Annotated in this window: 20 protein-coding genes; 12 read left to right on the forward strand and 8 right to left on the reverse strand. The window is 60.5% G+C overall.

Features of this window, described 5'->3' with window-relative positions:
* The first annotated feature begins 15 nt into the window (after nucleotides 1-15).
* The gene (locus H4W29_RS20255; protein ID WP_192730513.1) at nucleotides 16-756 is read left to right on the forward strand and encodes an MBL fold metallo-hydrolase; all 741 of its coding nucleotides are present in this window, start codon (nucleotides 16-18) and stop codon (nucleotides 754-756) included.
* A gap of 3 nt (nucleotides 757-759) precedes the next feature.
* Nucleotides 760-2,010, forward strand: coding sequence for an MFS transporter (locus tag H4W29_RS20260; protein ID WP_192730514.1), 1,251 nt, complete (start codon nucleotides 760-762; stop codon nucleotides 2,008-2,010).
* A 151-nt stretch (nucleotides 2,011-2,161) separates the two neighbouring features.
* On the opposite strand, the gene H4W29_RS20265 is transcribed toward H4W29_RS20260, so the two are convergent.
* Entirely contained in the window at nucleotides 2,162-2,545 is a 384-nt protein-coding gene (locus tag H4W29_RS20265) for a VOC family protein (protein ID WP_192730515.1), read from the reverse strand.
* A gap of 174 nt (nucleotides 2,546-2,719) precedes the next feature.
* On the opposite strand from H4W29_RS20265, the gene H4W29_RS20270 reads away from it, so the two are divergent.
* Entirely contained in the window at nucleotides 2,720-2,929 is a 210-nt protein-coding gene (locus tag H4W29_RS20270; protein ID WP_192730516.1) for a hypothetical protein, read from the forward strand.
* A 356-nt stretch (nucleotides 2,930-3,285) separates the two neighbouring features.
* Entirely contained in the window at nucleotides 3,286-4,215 is a 930-nt protein-coding gene (locus H4W29_RS20275; protein ID WP_192730517.1) for a helix-turn-helix transcriptional regulator, read from the forward strand.
* 38 nt (nucleotides 4,216-4,253) lie between these two features.
* On the opposite strand, the gene H4W29_RS20280 is transcribed toward H4W29_RS20275, so the two are convergent.
* From H4W29_RS20280 to H4W29_RS20295, 4 genes are all read right to left on the reverse strand, one after another.
* On the reverse strand, nucleotides 4,254-6,725 hold the full coding sequence (locus H4W29_RS20280) for a caspase family protein (protein ID WP_192730518.1): 2,472 nt from the start codon (nucleotides 6,723-6,725) through the stop codon (nucleotides 4,254-4,256).
* Nucleotides 6,726-6,757: 32 nt separating this feature from the next.
* Nucleotides 6,758-7,264, reverse strand: coding sequence for a hypothetical protein (locus H4W29_RS20285; RefSeq protein WP_192730519.1), 507 nt, complete (start codon nucleotides 7,262-7,264; stop codon nucleotides 6,758-6,760).
* A gap of 532 nt (nucleotides 7,265-7,796) precedes the next feature.
* Complete coding sequence (locus H4W29_RS20290; RefSeq protein WP_192730520.1) at nucleotides 7,797-8,864, reverse strand: D-alanine--D-alanine ligase family protein; 1,068 nt, start codon at nucleotides 8,862-8,864, stop codon at nucleotides 7,797-7,799.
* A gap of 16 nt (nucleotides 8,865-8,880) precedes the next feature.
* Nucleotides 8,881-9,501 carry a cysteine peptidase family C39 domain-containing protein gene (locus H4W29_RS20295; protein WP_192730521.1) on the reverse strand — a complete coding sequence of 207 codons (621 nt, stop codon included), beginning with the start codon at nucleotides 9,499-9,501 and terminating at the stop codon, nucleotides 8,881-8,883.
* A gap of 126 nt (nucleotides 9,502-9,627) precedes the next feature.
* On the opposite strand from H4W29_RS20295, the gene pdxR reads away from it, so the two are divergent.
* Entirely contained in the window at nucleotides 9,628-11,133 is a 1,506-nt protein-coding gene (pdxR, locus tag H4W29_RS20300; protein ID WP_192730522.1) for a MocR-like pyridoxine biosynthesis transcription factor PdxR, read from the forward strand.
* 287 nt (nucleotides 11,134-11,420) lie between these two features.
* Here the strand turns inward: pdxR and H4W29_RS20305 are convergent, their stop codons facing one another.
* Nucleotides 11,421-11,777 carry an antibiotic biosynthesis monooxygenase gene (locus H4W29_RS20305; RefSeq protein ID WP_192730523.1) on the reverse strand — a complete coding sequence of 119 codons (357 nt, stop codon included), beginning with the start codon at nucleotides 11,775-11,777 and terminating at the stop codon, nucleotides 11,421-11,423.
* A 115-nt stretch (nucleotides 11,778-11,892) separates the two neighbouring features.
* On the opposite strand from H4W29_RS20305, the gene H4W29_RS20310 reads away from it, so the two are divergent.
* Entirely contained in the window at nucleotides 11,893-12,780 is an 888-nt protein-coding gene (locus H4W29_RS20310) for a LysR family transcriptional regulator (RefSeq protein ID WP_192730524.1), read from the forward strand.
* Between the two features lie 73 nt (nucleotides 12,781-12,853).
* Here H4W29_RS20310 and H4W29_RS20315 read toward each other — a convergent pair whose 3' ends face one another.
* Nucleotides 12,854-13,324, reverse strand: coding sequence for a hypothetical protein (locus H4W29_RS20315; RefSeq protein ID WP_192730525.1), 471 nt, complete (start codon nucleotides 13,322-13,324; stop codon nucleotides 12,854-12,856).
* A gap of 193 nt (nucleotides 13,325-13,517) precedes the next feature.
* Between H4W29_RS20315 and H4W29_RS20320 the strand changes: the two genes are divergently transcribed.
* The 4 genes from H4W29_RS20320 to H4W29_RS20335 all read left to right on the forward strand — a co-directional run bounded on the left by H4W29_RS20320 (nucleotide 13,518) and on the right by H4W29_RS20335 (nucleotide 15,462).
* Entirely contained in the window at nucleotides 13,518-13,931 is a 414-nt protein-coding gene (locus tag H4W29_RS20320; RefSeq protein WP_192730526.1) for a hypothetical protein, read from the forward strand.
* Between the two features lie 108 nt (nucleotides 13,932-14,039).
* Nucleotides 14,040-14,273, forward strand: a complete 234-nt coding sequence (locus H4W29_RS20325; RefSeq protein ID WP_192730527.1) for an AbrB/MazE/SpoVT family DNA-binding domain-containing protein — start codon at nucleotides 14,040-14,042, stop codon at nucleotides 14,271-14,273.
* Complete coding sequence (locus H4W29_RS20330; protein ID WP_192730528.1) at nucleotides 14,270-14,674, forward strand: type II toxin-antitoxin system VapC family toxin; 405 nt, start codon at nucleotides 14,270-14,272, stop codon at nucleotides 14,672-14,674. The genes H4W29_RS20325 and H4W29_RS20330 overlap by 4 nt, the downstream gene beginning before the upstream one ends.
* Nucleotides 14,675-14,811: 137 nt before the next feature.
* On the forward strand, nucleotides 14,812-15,462 hold the full coding sequence (locus tag H4W29_RS20335) for a pyridoxamine 5'-phosphate oxidase family protein (protein WP_192730529.1): 651 nt from the start codon (nucleotides 14,812-14,814) through the stop codon (nucleotides 15,460-15,462).
* A gap of 71 nt (nucleotides 15,463-15,533) precedes the next feature.
* On the opposite strand, the gene H4W29_RS20340 is transcribed toward H4W29_RS20335, so the two are convergent.
* Entirely contained in the window at nucleotides 15,534-16,160 is a 627-nt protein-coding gene (locus H4W29_RS20340) for a LysE family translocator (RefSeq protein WP_192730530.1), read from the reverse strand.
* Between the two features lie 287 nt (nucleotides 16,161-16,447).
* Between H4W29_RS20340 and H4W29_RS20345 the strand changes: the two genes are divergently transcribed.
* Together H4W29_RS20345 and H4W29_RS20350 are read left to right on the forward strand one after the other, a co-directional pair.
* A complete protein-coding gene (locus H4W29_RS20345; protein WP_192730531.1) occupies nucleotides 16,448-16,855 on the forward strand; it encodes a GFA family protein in 408 nt (135 codons plus the stop codon).
* 134 nt (nucleotides 16,856-16,989) lie between these two features.
* Nucleotides 16,990-17,232 (forward strand): hypothetical protein, encoded by a 243-nt coding sequence (locus H4W29_RS20350; RefSeq protein WP_192730532.1) that lies wholly within the window; start codon nucleotides 16,990-16,992, stop codon nucleotides 17,230-17,232.

Raw genomic sequence — 17,232 nt, forward strand, 5'->3', positions numbered from 1 at the left:
GAGCCTCGCAAGATCATGATCGTCAGGCAATTTCTCCACACCGACCCGGTCGGAATTTCGTATCTTCTCGGCTGCGGCGGACGTGCCTCCGGTGCGGTCATCGATCCCGTCGGCGACGTCGAGCCGTATATCCGGGCGGCGGAGCAGGCGGGTCTGCGCATTCTCTATGTCATCGACACCCACGTCCATGCGGACCACGTCTCGGCCGGGCGCGCGCTCGCCGAAGCCTCCGGGGCGCAATACGTGCTGTCGGAGGAGGCCAATGTCAGCGTGCCCTTCACGGCGGTGGGCGATGGCCACGAGCTGGAACTCGGCAATGTTGTCCTCAAGGTGCTGCACACGCCGGGCCATACGCCCGAGCATATCTGCCTTCTGGTCACCGACCGCACCCGGGCGCAGGAGCCATGGTTCGTCGTCACGGGCCATACGCTCATGGTGGGCGATCTCGGCCGCACCGAACTGGCGGTCAGCGCCGAGGACGGTGCGAAGGATCTCTTCCGAAGCATCGAAAAGCTGAAAGCACTCCCGGACTATCTGGCGATCATGCCCGGTGCCTATGCGGGGTCGGTATGCGGGCGGAGCCTGAGCGGCAATCCGTCTTCGACGATCGGCTTCGAAAAGCAATTCAACAAAGCCTTCAGGATCGAGACCGAGAGCGATTTCGTGGCGTTCATGACCAAGGACATTCCGCCTGCTCCACCACAGGCGGCCGAATTGCGGGCGCTCAACTCCGGCATCTCCGCTGCGGCGCTGTGACCGATGACGATCACAGCGATCCCGGAACAGTCCCCGGTCCGTCTCGGCCTGAAGGAGAACTGGCATCAGTTCTCTCTGCTGCTTCTCATCAACGCCTTCGTCGGCGGCATGGTCGGCATCGAGCGCACAGTCGTGCCGTTGATCGGCGCGAACGAGTTCCACGTGGACTCGACCGTGCTCATCACCTCCTTCATCGTCAGCTTCGGTGTGGTGAAGGCGCTCGCAAATCTCGTTTCAGGCCAATTGGCTGACACCTGGGGCCGAAAGCGGGTCCTGGTCGCGGGATGGCTGATCGGCCTTCCGGTGCCGTTCATCATCATCTTCGCTCCCAGCTGGGGATGGGTGATCGCCGCCAACGTGCTATTGGGCCTCAGCCAGGGCTTCGCCTGGTCCATGACCGTGGTCATGAAGGTGGATCTCGTGGGGCCGAAGGGGCGCGGCTTCGCTGTCGGCCTGAACGAGTTCGCGGGCTATTTCGCAGTAGGCCTCACCGCGTTCCTGACGGGCTATCTGGCAAGCCGATACGGACTCCGGCCGGTGCCGATCTATGTCGGCGTCATATACGCGGTCGCGGGCACGATCCTGTCGGTTCTCGTGGTCCGTGACACACGCCAGCATGTCCAGCTCGAGGCGAGCCGAGCGCCGAAGCCTCCATCGCCGCTTTCGTTCCGCGAGATATTCGTTCTCACGTCCTTCAAGGACCGCAACCTTATGGCTGCATCGCAGGCAGGTCTGGTCAACAACCTGAATGACGGCATGAGCTGGGGCATCTTCCCGCTCTTCTTCACGACACTCGGACTTGGGATCGAGCGGATCGGCGTCCTCAAGGCGGTCTATCCCATGGTCTGGGGCGTCGGACAGGTCGTCACCGGGCCGCTCAGCGACCGCTGGGGCCGCAAGGGACTGATCGTCGGCGGCATGTGGGTCCAAGCCGCCGGGCTTTTCATCACGGCTTTGGGCGGCCACTTCGGATGGTGGCTGGCGGGCAGCGTTCTTCTCGGTGCGGGCACCGCCATGGTCTATCCAAGCCTGATCGCCGCCGTGTCGGACGTATCGCACCCCGCGTGGCGCGCCCGATCGCTCAGCGTCTACCGGTTCTGGCGCGATCTGGGTTACGCGGTGGGAGCGCTCTCGGCCGGACTGATCGCCGATCTCTCTGGTTTCCCCGCGGCGATCATCGCCATTGGCGCACTGACCTTCCTTTCGGGAACACTCTATCTTGTGCTGGCCCGTGAAACCAAAAACAGGCCGTGATACGGCCGAGATCCGCCGGCTCTTCCGGAGGCGCATGCCGCCGCGCATTGCGGACCTGACATCCCGGTCGGTCAGCGAGCGACCTCGGGAGATATTGGCGCCGGAGGCGTAGCCGACACCCATTCGTGGGGAGCGAGACGCGGCCGCTCAGCTATTTCCTGGGCGGCTCGAACAGTTCGATGGCATTGCCGGCGGGGTCTTCCACGAGGACCTGCTTGCCGCCGATCCCGTCCACCACGTCGTTGCGAAATCTTGCACCTGATTTCCGCAGGCGTTCGACCTCGGCTTCGATGTTCTCGACCTCCAGCTGGATGCGGTTCCATCCGCCGGGCTCGGGCCGGCGTCCATCCGGCATGGGCTGGGATGCGCCGCCTGGCCCCGTCGTTGCGTTCAGCAGCAGGCGAAGATCGCCTCTGGTCAGCATGGCAAAGCTCGGAGCCGGATGCATGGTGAGCGCGAAGCCGAGCGACTGCGTATAGAATGCAATCGCTGCATCGACGTCGTCGACGATGTAACGAACACTGACGGTAGCCATATCAATTCCTCCTTCAGACAAGGTGGGGCGGTGGCAGCATCGGATATAGCGTCCCGGCCGAAACCTTGTAGCCGTCGTGAGCGATATGGGAACCGGGACCTGTGGTCGAAAGTTTGGCCTGCAATCGCCAAACGGATGGCGGTTCATCGAAACCCGAACCACAGGAGATTACCGATGGTCAGCAAAGCCGATCGTGATCCGCGCCACCATACGCAGAAAATGCAGGCGCGCCTTCAGGAGATGATGGACCATTTGCGGGAAGACATCGTGAAGGTGGACGAGCCGCAGCTGAAGGCCATGTTCGAGACCGCAGCCGAAGTGCTGGGCGGGCTGAAGAAGGCGTTTGGCGATTACGAGAAGAAAAACGAACCCGCCTGGAAATAGGGTAGACTAGCAGGTGAGTGCTTGAGCGCGCATCATGGATCTGCTGCATCCAATGCCGCGGTCGCCGTTGCTTTGAAACCAGAAAGATCAGCCCAACATTGCATCCGGCAAAACTTGAACAGAAGTTGATTTATGACAGGAAATTCATCTATTCTCCTGAATTATCGGGTTAATGTTCGTTCTTTTCAATGCTCCTCAATGCTGCTTCTTTAGCCAGAGCTTCTCAGGAAATACTCGACGCGGCATTGGAGCCGTCGCGATGGCCGTTTGTTTTGCAGAATGTTTGCGAAGCGAGCGCCGCATTCGGCGCAAATATGATGGAGCCAAGCGGCACCGAATCCGTCAGGCGCCTTCTCATGACCGACAGCTTGGCAAACAGCATGGAAGCCTATCTGAGAGAGGAGTGGCATTCCCGCGAATTCCGCATGCGGTTCATCCCGACATTGGGCAGGACCGGCGTCATCATGGACCGGGACTATGCGACCGAGGAACAGTTCAAGACTTTGGACTATTATAAGTTCCTCCGGCAGTTCAACATGGGTCATTCGGCCATCGTCACTTTCCCTGCCGGGAACAGTCCGATCTTCCTCGTCCTGCAGCGCCATCTCGACGTCGGCCCCTTCGATGAGGAGGAGCGCGTGCTGCTGCAGGACGTACGGCGGAAACTTATCAGCGCGACGATGATCATGCAGGGGCTGGCAGCGCAGAAGGTTGCCGGCATGTCGGCCGCCTTCGAGATGGCGAATGTCGGATGCATCTTTTTCGATCGGTCCGGGCGGGTGACATCTCTCAATGCCAAGGCGCAGACCTATCTCGGAAATGACCTGCAGATTTCGAACGGCCAGCTTCGGCCCTGCTTTCCCGGCGACGCCTTGCGTTTTCGCACGGAAATGAACCGTATGCTGTCCGGCCCGCAGGAGCCGTTGAACGATACCGGGACCGTCTTTCTGTCGCGTGCGGACAAATGCCCCCTGATCGTTCGCTTGCAGCGCTTGTCCGGGCATATGCTCGACGTCTTTTCCTCGGCAAGCGTCGTGGCGCTGATCGACGATCCCCATCGGCCCTATAGGCCGCCGTTGAAGGTCGTGCGCGACATGTTCGGCCTGACGGCCGTCGAGGCGGAAATCGCCCTGCGCCTCGCCGAAGGTGCGAGCCCGCGCGAAATTGGCGAGGAGCGGTCGATTTCCTACCTGACGGTGCGGACGCATATCAGGACGATTTTTCAGAAGACGGACACGAACAGGCAATCGGAACTGACGGCCCTGCTGACCAGAATGCGCTTCTAGCCAGAGCCAGCTTCCCGGAAGCGGTCTATTCGCGAGGCTTATTCTTTTCCCCGCTCGTTCAGCGCATCTATGGCAGCAAGCGTTCCTTTGCCGTAGTTACCGTCGGCGGCCCCGTCGTAGAGCCCGAGTTTGTTCAGCCGCTTTTGAAATGCCACGAGGAAAGCAGGATGCCAGTTCGACCAGTCGCTCTTGAAGTAGTCGCGTGCCGCGCTGTCGCCGCGAATGGCGATCTCTGCGAGCTGCGCTGCCAGTTCGGGATCCTGTCTGCAGCCCAGTCCGCGTGAAAACAAAATAGCAAGATTGAGGTTTGCGTAGTCGTTGCCGGCCGTTGCGGCTTTCTCGTACCAGCGTCCGGCCTCGCGATCGTCGCGGGTTACCCCGGCGCCGTTCGCGTAGGCGACACCGACATAGTTCATGCCGACGCCATCCCCTGCGTCCGCCGCCTTCCGGTACCACTTGAGGGCTTCCTTGTCGCTCTTCTTTACGCCCTTTCCATTCTGATACAGCCAACCGATATTTCTGATCGATGTCGTATTGCCCTCGTTGCCGGCCTTCCTGTACCACTCCATGGCTCCCTTGTAGTCCGGCGGATCCCTGTTCTGCCGCACCCAGCCCACCTGGTTCATCGCATAGGAGTCTTCACCTTCTTCGGCAGCCAATGAATACCATTTTTCGGCCTGGGCGAGGTCCTTGGGCACATTCGTCCCGTTAAGGTAGATGTCGCCAAGAGCCTTCATGGCGGATATATTTCCCTTCTCGGCCGCTTTCATGTTCCAGTCGATGCTTGCTGCAGGGTCTGCCTCCACGCCGTCACCGTTCTCGTGCATGATGGCAATATCGCGCATGGCCTGCGCATAGCCGTGGTCGGCGGCTTTCCGGTACCAGCTCAGAGCCTCGCCATAATCAACCACCGTTCCTCGCCCGTAATAGTATAGTTCGCCAATCCGGTATTCACCCTCGGCGCCTGCCTTGAGATACCATTTCTTCGCCTCGGCAAAGTCCCGCGCGGTGCCGGACCCTTCGGCGTAGAAATCGCCGATCGTGATGAACCTGCTCCTCGATCCGTATGACGCCGCTTTGAGATACATCTTCAAGGCCATGGCGGGGTTGTTGAGTTCCTCGTCATATCTGAAGGCGTCACCCAAAGCCTCAAGACCCGCTCCGGTATCTTTCTCCGCTGCTCGCTTGAACCAGTTGACGGCTTCCTCGGTGCCTTTGGGAACCGCAGTGCCGGCGTGATAGTAAAATCCGATAAATAACGCCGCTGTCGCATTGCCTTTTTCATAGGCCTCCCGATACAGCCGGATTGCTTCCTGATGGTTCTTTTCACCGGCGTTTATGACACCGAGAACCAGGAGTGCGTCGGTGGCGCCTTCCGCCGCTTCATCCTGAAGTTCGCGCCGCGCCTTCTCCTTGTCGGCAGCAGTGCTACCTGTGTCGCCATAGAGATATCGGGACAGCATGACCCGCGCCTGAAGGCTTCCCAACCGCTGGGCTTTTTCAAGGTATGGTCGCCCCTCATCGTACCGCCCCAGGCCTTTCAATGCCCGGCCCGTCTGGTACTGTAGACGAGCATCTTCCGGATGCAGTTGAACGGCCGCCTGGCATGCCGTGAGTGCCGCCTCGGAAATGTACTCATCAGACTCGATTCCGGCATGGTGTGGCGACTTCATCGGATCGTTCGGGTCGCCCGCCAGCCGATCGCATTCGTCTTCGGCGGTAGCGGAGATTCCGGTGTCCGCAGTCTCGTCATTCCGACCGTTCGGCCCGTTGTCAGGCTTCAAGAGAACGATGCCGGCCGGTAAGGCGTCATACTCAAGGGGCTTGGGCAGATTCATCGACGCGAGGCGTTCGCTTGCCTTGCCAAGGGACTGGCCGAGATCGGCGCCGGGCTCGGCCAGGGCCTCGATGACGGCCGTCGCATAGGGGCTCAGCCCATCGTCTCCGGCCGTCAGCGTCTTTGCCTGAGACAGGTAAAGAGCCGCGCCCGACATATCGACGGGAGCAAAATTGTCGCTGACCTGGATATTGTTCAGGCTGAGCTTCATGCCGGCCAGATAGGGATTGCTGTCTGGCATATTGATGAGCGCCAGCCGGGCTTTGGCACCGTTCAGAGCGGCGATCGCATCTTCCAGGGCGATCGCCTCGAAACGAATGCGAATGTCGCTCGACAGCTTGATATCGGCCGGCAGCAGGTAGTTGTCCTGTCCGACCGAAAGTCCGTGGCCGGAATAGTAGAGGAGTGCAATTTCCGCGCCGGCGGCACGCTCGGAAAACTTCGCCAGTTCATCGACGAAATTTGCGCGCGTGGCATCCGATATCATCGTCGTCTCGAAATCCAGTTGTTCGAGCGTGGCCGCGATCGCGTCGCTATCGGCAAGCGCCTTCGGCACGGTTGAGCCGGATTGATAGGAGGCTTCGCCGATGACGAGCGCCACGCGCTCGGCCGCCATGGCGGCGGAGGCATGGAGAATTGCGGCAATTGCCGTCACATAGGAGAGGAGCTTCATTCTGGAATTCGCCGGGAGCAGGGGGAGAAGGGTCATCTGTTATAGCTTTTCGGCAGAACACAGAGCATCCGGTTGTGCTTGATCGGTGTCATGTTGCAGACCCAGCCTTTCACGAGCCAAGGCATCCGCGGCACAGTCGCAACAGTCGTTCCGCTCTGACGAGGGCCGAGATTGATGAGGCTCCAGGAACCCTTGCCGCCTGGAAGGCAGTCGCGTTCTTGCCCGGGATTGTAGAAGCAGGCCAAAATTCCGACCGGATAGGAGCAGCGATTTGTGACCGTGACCCAGTCCCAATCGATCTTGCCGCGGTTGGCCTGAGGCCTGAACAGCTGGCAATTGCCGTCGCCATAGGGCGCGTTGTTCACCATTTCCGCGACTTCGACGGTATCGTCCTTCTTGCCGGAAATGCGCTTGCGGGTGTCGCCGGCCCAGGCAGGATCGACCTTCGCCGTATCGGCGAGGTTGCCGGTGTCCTGGCTCCTCTTCGGAAGGGTGTTCGGCGCCTTCCGCGTCTCGCGAGGGGCTCTCGGGGGTTCCACGTCTCCCCGCTCACATTTGTCGACACCTGTGGAGTTCAGCCACCCATCGGGCATCATGTTTTCAGCGACGCATCGCTCGTGCCTGGCAATATATTCATCGTAACTTTCGCCAGGCCTTTGCTGCGCGGAGCCAGGTGTCACGCTAAAAAAGCAAGTGGTTAGAACCACAATTCCGTGGAGTAGAAACCCCGCTGGAGTTGCACCCAATCGCCGAGCTATCTTTTGCACTTTTGCCCCACGCTGCCGAAGATCCGGCGCGGAAAAAATATTCGTCGCAGCTGCAAGAGTAGTTCGCAGCTTCCTTAAGTCGTTCATACTTGCCTCCAAGCAGGCAGGATCATTTTATTCAGACTGCAAACTTGGAAGTCTTTGCGCATCCCTCAAATGGAGGATGCATTTTTACGCCTATCGGCGATCTGGCGGTAATCTGTTGGCCATTGTCCCGATCCATTCAGTCAGGGATCAACCCGGTCGGTAGCGATCGAAGACCCCGCCTCAACTCTTGGGGCGGGTGTTCCCTCAGGGCGTTCTCTTAACCCCCTCTGGCCAGTCCATGCTCCACCAGCCGGTCGATGACCTCGGCATAGGCCACGCCACTCGCGGCCATGGCCTTGGAATACATGCTGATATCGGTGAAGCCCGGAATGGTGTTCACCTCGTTGACGACGAAGCGCATGTCTTCCATCAGGAAGAAATCGACGCGGGCCATGCCGTCGCAGCCGAGTGCGCGGAAGGCGCGGGCGGCCATGTCGCGGATCTTTTCCTCCACGTCGGCGGGAAGCTCGGCGGGCACTTTCAGGGCTGCGCCATTCTCGTCGAGATATTTGGCGGTGTAGCTGTAGAAGCCGTGGCTTTCGGCGGGCGCGATCTCGCCGGGGCGGGAGACGAACAGGCCGCCCTTCGTGTCTTCGAGCACGCTGCATTCGATCTCGCGCCCGGCGATGAATTCCTCGGCGATGAGCTTGCGGTCATGGCTGAAGGCTTCCGATAGGGCGGGGGCGAATTCCTGGCTGCCCGAGACTTTGCGCACGCCGACGGAGGAGCCCTGGCGGGCCGGCTTGATGAAGAGCGGCAGGCCGAGCGCGCCTTCCAGCGTTTCCAGCGCAGGCGGGCTTTCCTGATCCAGCGTCAGCGATCGGGCCACCGGCAGGCCGGCCGCTTTCAGGAGCTGCTTGGCGATATCCTTGTCGAGCGCCGTTGCCGAGCCGAGGATGCCGCAGCCGGCGAGCGGCACGCGCGCCACCTGGCAGAGGCCCTGAACGGCGCCATCCTCTCCATGCAGGCCATGCAGCACCGGGAAGACGATATCGACCCTGCCGGCTTCAGTGGCCTTACCATCCGGTGCGATCGCCAGCATTCGGCCATGGCCGCCGGGCACGAGGCAGAGCTCAGTGCCCGTTTCCGGCTTGTCGAGTTCGCCATCGGTAAAGCGGCTCTGCAGCCAGCGGCCGTCCTTGCTCACGAAGACGGGCAGGGCGTCATATCGTTCCGGATCGAGCGCGCGCATCACATTGGTGGCCGACATGATGGAAACATCGTGCTCGCTGGAACGGCCGCCGAAGAGCACGGCGATGCGCAGCCTGGTCTGGGAAGGGCTCATTGGAATTCTCCTAATTTCAGAAGCTGACCGCAATGCCTCGGTTAGCGAAGAAGCGGTCGAAAGTGGCAAGCGGCAGGGTGACATCGGCCTGGGTGGCGCGCTCATGGCCGGAAGGGTTGTGGAAGCGCACGCTGCCTTCATCGGCCGCCGTCACCAGCACAAGATGGCCGCCTTTACCTGGCGGCTCGCGCTCCGGCCAGCGGATCGAGCTGCTGACCGAGGCGATGAAGAAGCGATGGGAGGAGAGGATTTCGGCAATGCCTTCCGACGGCACCTGCGTGCGCACATCCGCCGAAAGCCCGAAGCGCTCGCGCACGAAGGTGACGAAGGGCGCATAGATCAGCCCCTTGATCGAGGCGTCGGCCTCATTGACGATATAGCCGCCATAGGTGGTGCAGGCCCTTGCGAGCGAGAGGATCGGATGCGCCTCGCCGCGGGCGGCCAGGATCATCTTCAGGCAGGCCATGCCGCAGACATTCACCGCCCAGCGCGCATATTCCTCAATCGTCTCGGCACCGGAATTCTGCCACCTGACATCGCGGTGCAGAGCGGCGGCACCTTCGGCCAGCACAGGCAGGGTCATCTCGGGCGTTTCCCACTGGCTGAAATAGGGCACGTCGAGCTTTACTGGGTTCATGTCGTCTCCATCAGACATGCGATTCTGCTTGAAAGTGGCTCAATATAAATGCAGTTTTATGCTCACATGAAGAGCCACTTTGTCCGCCGTAGATGGGCCACTTGAGTCGGCTATTGGGGAGGTTTCATGACGCCGAGAAGACGACGCGAGGGACCGTCTGCGGCTTTCCGGCCGTCGATCGATCCTGCCTCCGTCGCGCCTTTGCCGCGCCAGCTTTATCTTTCGCTGCGCAACGCCGTCGCCGAGGGGCGACTGACGGGCGGGCAGCGGCTGCCCTCGACGCGGCTTGCGGCGGCGGAATGGGCGATCTCGCGCGGCGTCATTGCGGAGGCCTATGAAATCCTGATTGCCGAAGGCTTTGCCGTGGCGCGCCATGGCTCCGGCACCTATATCGCCTCATCCATTCCCGAGGGGGCTGCCCGCATCGATCCCTCTGATGGTGCCAGCATGCAGCCGACCCGCCGTAGCGTATCGGCCGCCGCAACCGCGATCCTCACGCGCGGACCGAGCCTCGAGCCGCAGAAGACCCTGCCATTCGTCACCGGCCGCATCGCCCATGACGAACGCACGGCGCGGCTTTTGAATCGCATTGCCACAAGGCATATGAACTACGCCTTCGAAGGTTATGGCGATATCCAGGGCGAATACGCGCTGAGAGCGGCGATCAGCGCGCATCTCGCCGTCTCGCGCGGGGTGCGCTGCAGCCCGGAGCAAATCTTCATTACGGCAGGCACGCAGCAGGCGCTCGACCTTGCCTTCCGCGTGCTGATGACGCCGGGTGATACGGCCGTCGTCGAAGACCCGTGCTATCCGCCGGCGCGGCAATGCCTTGTCCTGAACGGCATCGATGTCGTCGGCCTGCCGGTCGACGCCGATGGCATCGACATCAACAGGTTGCTGGACGGCACGCTGCCGCCGCCCGCCGCCTTCTACGTTACGCCCTCTAACCAATATCCGGTCGGCTCCGTCCTCTCGCTCTCGCGCCGTCTCGAGCTTCTGTCTTACGCCGAAGAGAACGACTGCTGGATCATCGAGGACGATTACGACAGCGAATTCCGCTACCAGGGTCACCCGATCGCCTCGCTGCACGGCCTCGATAAGGCCAATCGTGTCCTCTACACCGGCACCTTCAGCAAGGCGCTGCTGCCGAGCCTGCGCATCGGCTATCTCGTGGTCCCCGCCGATCTCGTGCCCGTCTTCCGCGCCGTACGCCCCGCCGTCGACCGCTGCCCGCCGAGCTTCCAGCAACGGGTGATCGCCGATTTTCTGGAGGAGGGCTATTTTCCGGCACATTTGCGGCGACTGAGGGAACGGCTGAGGGCCTCGCGTGATATGCTGGCTGGGTTTCTGGGCGAGCGGTTGGCGGAGCATGTGGCGGTGCTGTTGCCGGATCAGGGGATCAATCTGACGGTTCGAAGCACAGGCAGTTGGGACGACGATACCGCCGTCTCCGCTGCGGCGTTGAGAAAGGGTGTCGTGGTGATGCCGCTGTCGCGGATGAATGTGGTTTCGACGGATCGCTCGCGCCTGCTGCTCGGATTTTCCGGGCTTTCGGAGGCGGAGGCGGATATGGGAACGCGGGTGCTTGCGGAGGTTTTTGAGGGTGGGAGTACGTTTTGCCGAGACCGCTAGCTGCTCCTGTGAATCGCTTGATCGCGAAGTCCACCGCGAGGGATTTTCTCATTGGCGCGCATGTCGCGGTTCAGAAATTGCCGGTCCCCGGTCGTTTGCGCTATCACCACCATGATGCGAGCAGGTTTATCACTTCACGCGCAAGCCGGCGGTGCCGCTGAGGCGTAATTGTCGCCGAAGTCTTTGGAGTGCGTGAGCGTAGTCAGCACCGGCAAAGGGAAGTTCCCTCCGCCGGATTTCTGTCGGCCGGGCACATTCCGTTCGGAAATGAACCCGCTCATTATGGCTCACCCAGCCGTTTCGCGCTTCGGGAGCACGAGGTCTGCGACCGTATAGGTGTGGAATTCGCTGCTGGAGACCGTGTTCAGCCGCTTGAATTTTTCGGCGAAAACCGGATCGGAGAAGAACTCGCCGACATTGCCGGCCTCCTGGATCGCCTCGATGTTGACGACCGTCAGGCCGTCGGTGCTCTTCGCCAGGCTGCTCCAGAGAAAACCTTCCTTCCGCTCGGCGACGTAATGCACCACGTCCTGGATGATCTCGAAGGCTTCCTCCTGCTTTCCGGGATGGGCATGGATGACGTTGACGATGAAGGTGGTGGGGGCGGGGACATCCGCAAAGGCGGCGATCGCTTTGGTGGTCATGAAGATCTCCATTTGAGGCGCACGGACGAAATGGCCGCGGCAAGGTCTGGATATCGGACGGGAAATATCGGAGAAATGGGCCGCTATTCTCAACAGATCGGACATTTTTTCCGCAATGGATAGGCTGGGGACTTCAGGCATTTTCGTTCAGGTCGCGGAGGCCGGCAGTTTCGTGGCTGCCGGGCATCGGCTTGGAATCTCCGGCTCGGCGGTCGGCAAGGCGATCGCGCGGCTGGAGGAAGAGCTCGGCGTGCGCCTGTTCAACCGCTCGACCCGCAGCATGGCGCTGACGGAGGAGGGCAGCTTCTTCCTCGAAACATGCAGGCGCATTCAGACCGAATATGAGGAGGCACGGGCGAGACTTTCGAGATCGCAGGCCGTGCCGCGGGGCCAGTTGCGCGTCAGCCTGCCGCTCGCCGGCATGCTTCTCATGCCGACCATCTCGTCCTTCATGGCCGCCTATCCGGAGATCAATCTCGATCTCGATTTCACCGACCGTCTCGTCGATGTCATCGAGGAGGGGTTCGATGCGGTCATCCGCACGGGAGAGGTCAGGGATACGCGGCTGATGAGCCGGAAGCTCGGCACATTCCGGCACGTGATCGTGGCCTCGCCCGAATACCTCGCGACATCAGGCCATCCTGATGTGCCCGAAGACCTCCTCGAGCACCGGTGCCTACACCACCGCTTCGCCAATTCCGGCAGGCTGGAGCCCTGGCCGCTCACGCGTGACGGCGTTGCACTCAAGCTCGATCTGCCGGTGACCACGGTGGCGAGCACGCTGGAGCCGCTGATCTACCTTGCCGAACGCTCATTCGGCATCACATGCCTGCCGCCCTTCGCCGTGGCGTCGGAGATAGCCGAAGGCAGGCTCGTCCGGCTGCTGGACAATCATCTTGACGATACGGGGACCTTCAGAGTCCTCTGGCCGACCAGTCGCTATCTGTCACCCAAGGTGCGGGCCTTCGTCGACTATATGGCCGCCAATCTGTTCCGTGCATGAGGTGTTCATGGGCGCGTTGATTTGTTCCGAAGGCTGCTATGCAGCTCTTGCAAGGAGCAGGTGCCGCCGAACCTCAGGACTGTCTGCCCATGCTCTGTGACGCGCGACGGCTATATATGGATTGCGTATGCCAGATGGCCGCTCCAACCCAAAAGATCGAGAACAATGCCAATGGCAGCAATGACCGAAGAGACAACCAGGCCTCCGTGTCCAGGAGCGATGCGCTCGCGCCGATGATTATCACGCTGATGAATGCGCACAGGGATAATCCGAGGTAGGTCTGTCGCCATTGCGATGATGACAGCAATGATCGGCGCTCGAATAAGGGGTTTCGAACGAGACTGTATTGCGCAGCCAAGGCTGCAAATATGATGGCAGCCGGCAGGAGCGATAGCGACAGCCGAAACTTGACGGAAAACTCAGTCTGTACAAACAGGGAATAAGCCGATGCGTATATTCCGTAGGTGATGACGGCATTCAGCGCTAAGACAACGATAGAGCGCCAGAAGATGCTCCAGAAAACGCGAACAAAAATGATCGGCATTCTTTCATTCCTTTTGTCGTAAATTCCTGGCTGAAACGGGACCTGTTTTCCTGACTCTGCAATTTCGCAGAATAGGGAACTTGGCGGTGACCGCAATGACGCTTCCGTCACTCGACTGCCGCAGAAGACGGCTTTTGCTTGCCGTGCAGGAAGAGCGCATTTACTTTCCCTCGGGCAGACGAAGGAGCCCACAATGACCCGAGGCAGGCCGAGCATAGAGGCCGAGCAATATGCCGTACCCGGCAAGCCGGGAGCGGACGGCAAGCTGGAACTCCATTCCTTTCGTTACGAGGTCTTCGATCTGCCCGCGCTGGTAGGGCACACCGAACAATGTCACGATGCGGGAGAAATCATGACGGTTGCCGCCAGCACTGCAGGCACGACGTTTCAGAGGTTTGCGGAGAACCGCATAACAGGCGACGCCGCAACGCAGGAAGAGCTCGACGCCTTGAACGCCGAAATGGCAAAAATGGCGGATCGTCTGGCAGATGCTCTTGTCGCCCTGACCGATGCCTCCTGGTGGCTGAAGAACGAGAGCCGGTTCACGCCTGATGATGCTTACGACCTCATCGTTCGGGGCGGGGAAGCGCTGCAAAGCAAGTCGTAGTCGGCAGGTGCTGAATAGCGACTGAAGGTAGCCGCCTGACGAGCCGAACTTGAAACCGAATGCAAAAAGTAATACCTGATTGTGGAGCGGTATTACAGGATTGCGATCATGGCCACGACGGTGACGGCAAAAGGGCAGGTGACGATCCCGAAAGCGGTTCGCGAGTTGCTGGGGATCACGCCTGGAAGCAAGGTCGACTTTCATCGGGCTGCAGATGGCAGCGTGGTGCTGACGCGCGCTGACAGGAAAAAGCCGGCCAGCCGCTTCGAGCAGCTTCGCGGACATGCCGGAACGGGCCTAGACACGGATGCGATCATGGCGCTCACCCGCGGTGAGACGTGACGCTTGTCGATACCAATGTCCTGCTCGACCTCGTAACGAACGACCCGGTCTGGGCCGACTGGTCGATAGAGCAGCTCGAAGCAGCCAGTCTCGCAGGTCCATTGTTCATCAATGATATCATCTATGCCGAACTTGCCGTCCGCTACGAACGCATCGAGGATCTTGATGCGTTTATCGATGAAGCGCAGCTGATCCTGGCTCCTTTCCCTAGCGCTGCGCTGTTTCTGGCAGGGAAAGCATTCACACAGTATCGCCGCGCCGGCGGGTCCCGCACCGGTGTCCTGCCGGATTTTCTCATCGGTGCGCACGCTGCGGTTCAGAAGCTGCCGGTGCTGACGCGCGATGTTGGCCGGTATCGCTTCTATTTCCCGACCATCGAGTTGATATCACCGGCGGGATGACTGGAGGACGGGACCGGGAGGCGGGACCTTAGGGCAGGTCAGATCCATGATACCGCGCCTTGACGAACGCCCTGGATTTGAGGTACGTACATCACAGAGGGCGTGACCGGCCGAAGGGGCTGCGGGAGGAAAATGGAATGACGGAGTTCGGTGTCGATCCAAAATTTATCGTGAGGGATGAACAGGCTCTTCGAGCGCTGTTTCAGCCAACGCATACCCTGGCAGCCCAGAAATGCATGGGCGCACTCGACAGGCACGCTCAGGAATTCATCAGGCGATCGCCGTTCCTGTGTATCGGCACCCAGAACCAGGATGGCAAAGCCGATGTCAGCCCTCGCGGCGACCCAGTCGGCTTCGTGAAAATCCTCGATCCGCAGACGCTGGCGATCCCGGACCGCCCGGGCAACAATCGGCTGGATACGCTGGCCAATATTCTCAGCAATCCGAGCGTTGGGCTGCTCTTCATCATTCTGGGATTTGACGACACGCTTCGCGTGAACGGCGAGGCCAGGCTCGTAACCGATCCTGAGATCCTCAACGACATGGGGGTCGGCGAACGTGTGCCGAAGCTTGCGATACTGGTCAAGGTGGGCGAAGTCTTCCTGCATTGCGCCAAGGCGTTCAGGCGCTCGCATCTGTGGGACCCGGAGCACTTTCAGGATCGCAGCGAGATGCCCTCGCTTTCAAAGATCATCCTGGATCAGACGACCGGCGCTCCCGCCGATGACGGCGAAATGCGCAAGATCGATGACGCGCTCGAGGACGATTACAGGAAGTCGCTCTATTGAACGACAGGGCCTTCCGTTGGAGCGCGCCTAAAGCGAATTCCTGATCTCCTCATCTGCCAGGCACGGCTGCGTCAGCGATGAGCTGTTGCGAGCTTCGCGGCCAGCCCGACGAAGACGAGGCCGGCAACGCGATTGAGGATGACCTGGCTTCTGTCGGAGCGCTTCAGCCAGGCGCTGATCGACCCTGCGAGCAGGGAGATGACGGCGAAAGAGGTGAAGGCGCAGAGGATGAAGATGCCGCCAAGCTGGAGCATCTGGAAAACGATGCTGCCGTTGGCGGTGGAGGTAAACTGGGGCAGGAATGCAAGGAAGAAAATCGCGACTTTCGGGTTCGTGACATTCATGACGACGCCGCGCGCCATCATTTGCCACATCGGCTTCACTTTCGCGGTTCCGGCCTCAAGTTCGTCCGGCACTGCCCGGAAGGCCTTGTAGGCGAGGTAGACCAGATAGCCGGCACCGATGAACTTCAAAGCGTCGAAGGCAAATTGCGAGGTCTGGAAAATTGCCGCGACACCGAGCGACACGGCGACCGTATGAAAGATGAGGCCGACGCACAGGCCCGCCGTCACCGACAGCCCGACGCCCCGGCCGTAGATTGCCGATTGCATCAGCACGAACAGATTATCGGGACCCGGTACCCAGCACAGAATAGTTGCTGCGGCGGCAAACGTGATGACGGTCTCAAGCGAAAGCAATGTCGGGAACTCCTTCGGCTGATGCCCAATAGCACGCGGGACCTGGCGAAGCCATCGCAGCGCTGTGGACACAGTGTTACCTGAAACAGGTCCGTGCCGGTGACGGCTATCCGGCTGGCCTCGACAGGGCCTGTCGTTCCGGCGAAACGGCTCAGACGGCCCGGACACGACTACAGGAAGTCGCTCTATTGACGGCCAAGCCCTAGGCCCCGGCAAATTTATGATAGACCTCGTCGATTCCGGCGTCGTAGGATCGACAGACGCTGGTAAACACGGAATAGGCCCCTATGCCCATCTATCATGCGAAATGCACCTGCGGCGCTCTTTCCCTGGAGGTCGATGGCGATCCTGTGCACAACCACGTATGCACCTGCACGCGCTGTCAGCGTGCATCCGGCAGCGCACTTGCGCATAATGTGTGGTTCCCAGAGGAAAATGTCCGGATCATCTCCGGAGAATACTCGGTCTGGTTTCCGCAAGGCGAAACCAGACCTGAGGTGATGAAGGCTTTTTGCTCGATCTGTGGTGGGGGCGGATTTTCGAAATCCGGAACATATTTTCCCGGCACTGTCGTCATTGCGGGTGGCACATTCGCCGATCCGTCCTTTCCTGCGCCGGATCATGTTCATTGGTGGGATAATCGCCCGCATTGGATCGACCTGGCCGAACCGATCGAGCGTCATGTCGGAAAATGAGCTCCCCTGGTATCGTCCACGTCGCGATCTTGGTGGCGCTCCGAGTTTCGGCGTCAGATACAAGCGGCAAGAGGCTGCACGGGTAGTATCGGCTGAACCGCGGCTGAGACCTGGCCAAGTTTGTTGGAATTTGAATGTTGGACGGACGCGCGATCCTGGTCGCACCTGACCTTGAGAAGCTCTCGGGATATGAAGCGGCGCTGGCGAAGGGCTGGTCGCCCGACCCGCGGCGCATCGGAGATACCGGCTTCATCGAAGCCGAACTTAAGGACCTTCGCAATGATCCCTCGAGATATTTCGACAAGCCGATGGGGCGGCATGTTTCGGCCGAACGACAGCTAGCCCGTAATCCTGCGGAGGCGCGAAAGCCGGAATGA

This window comes from Rhizobium viscosum (assembly GCF_014873945.1).
GTDB lineage: Bacteria > Pseudomonadota > Alphaproteobacteria > Rhizobiales > Rhizobiaceae > Rhizobium > Rhizobium viscosum.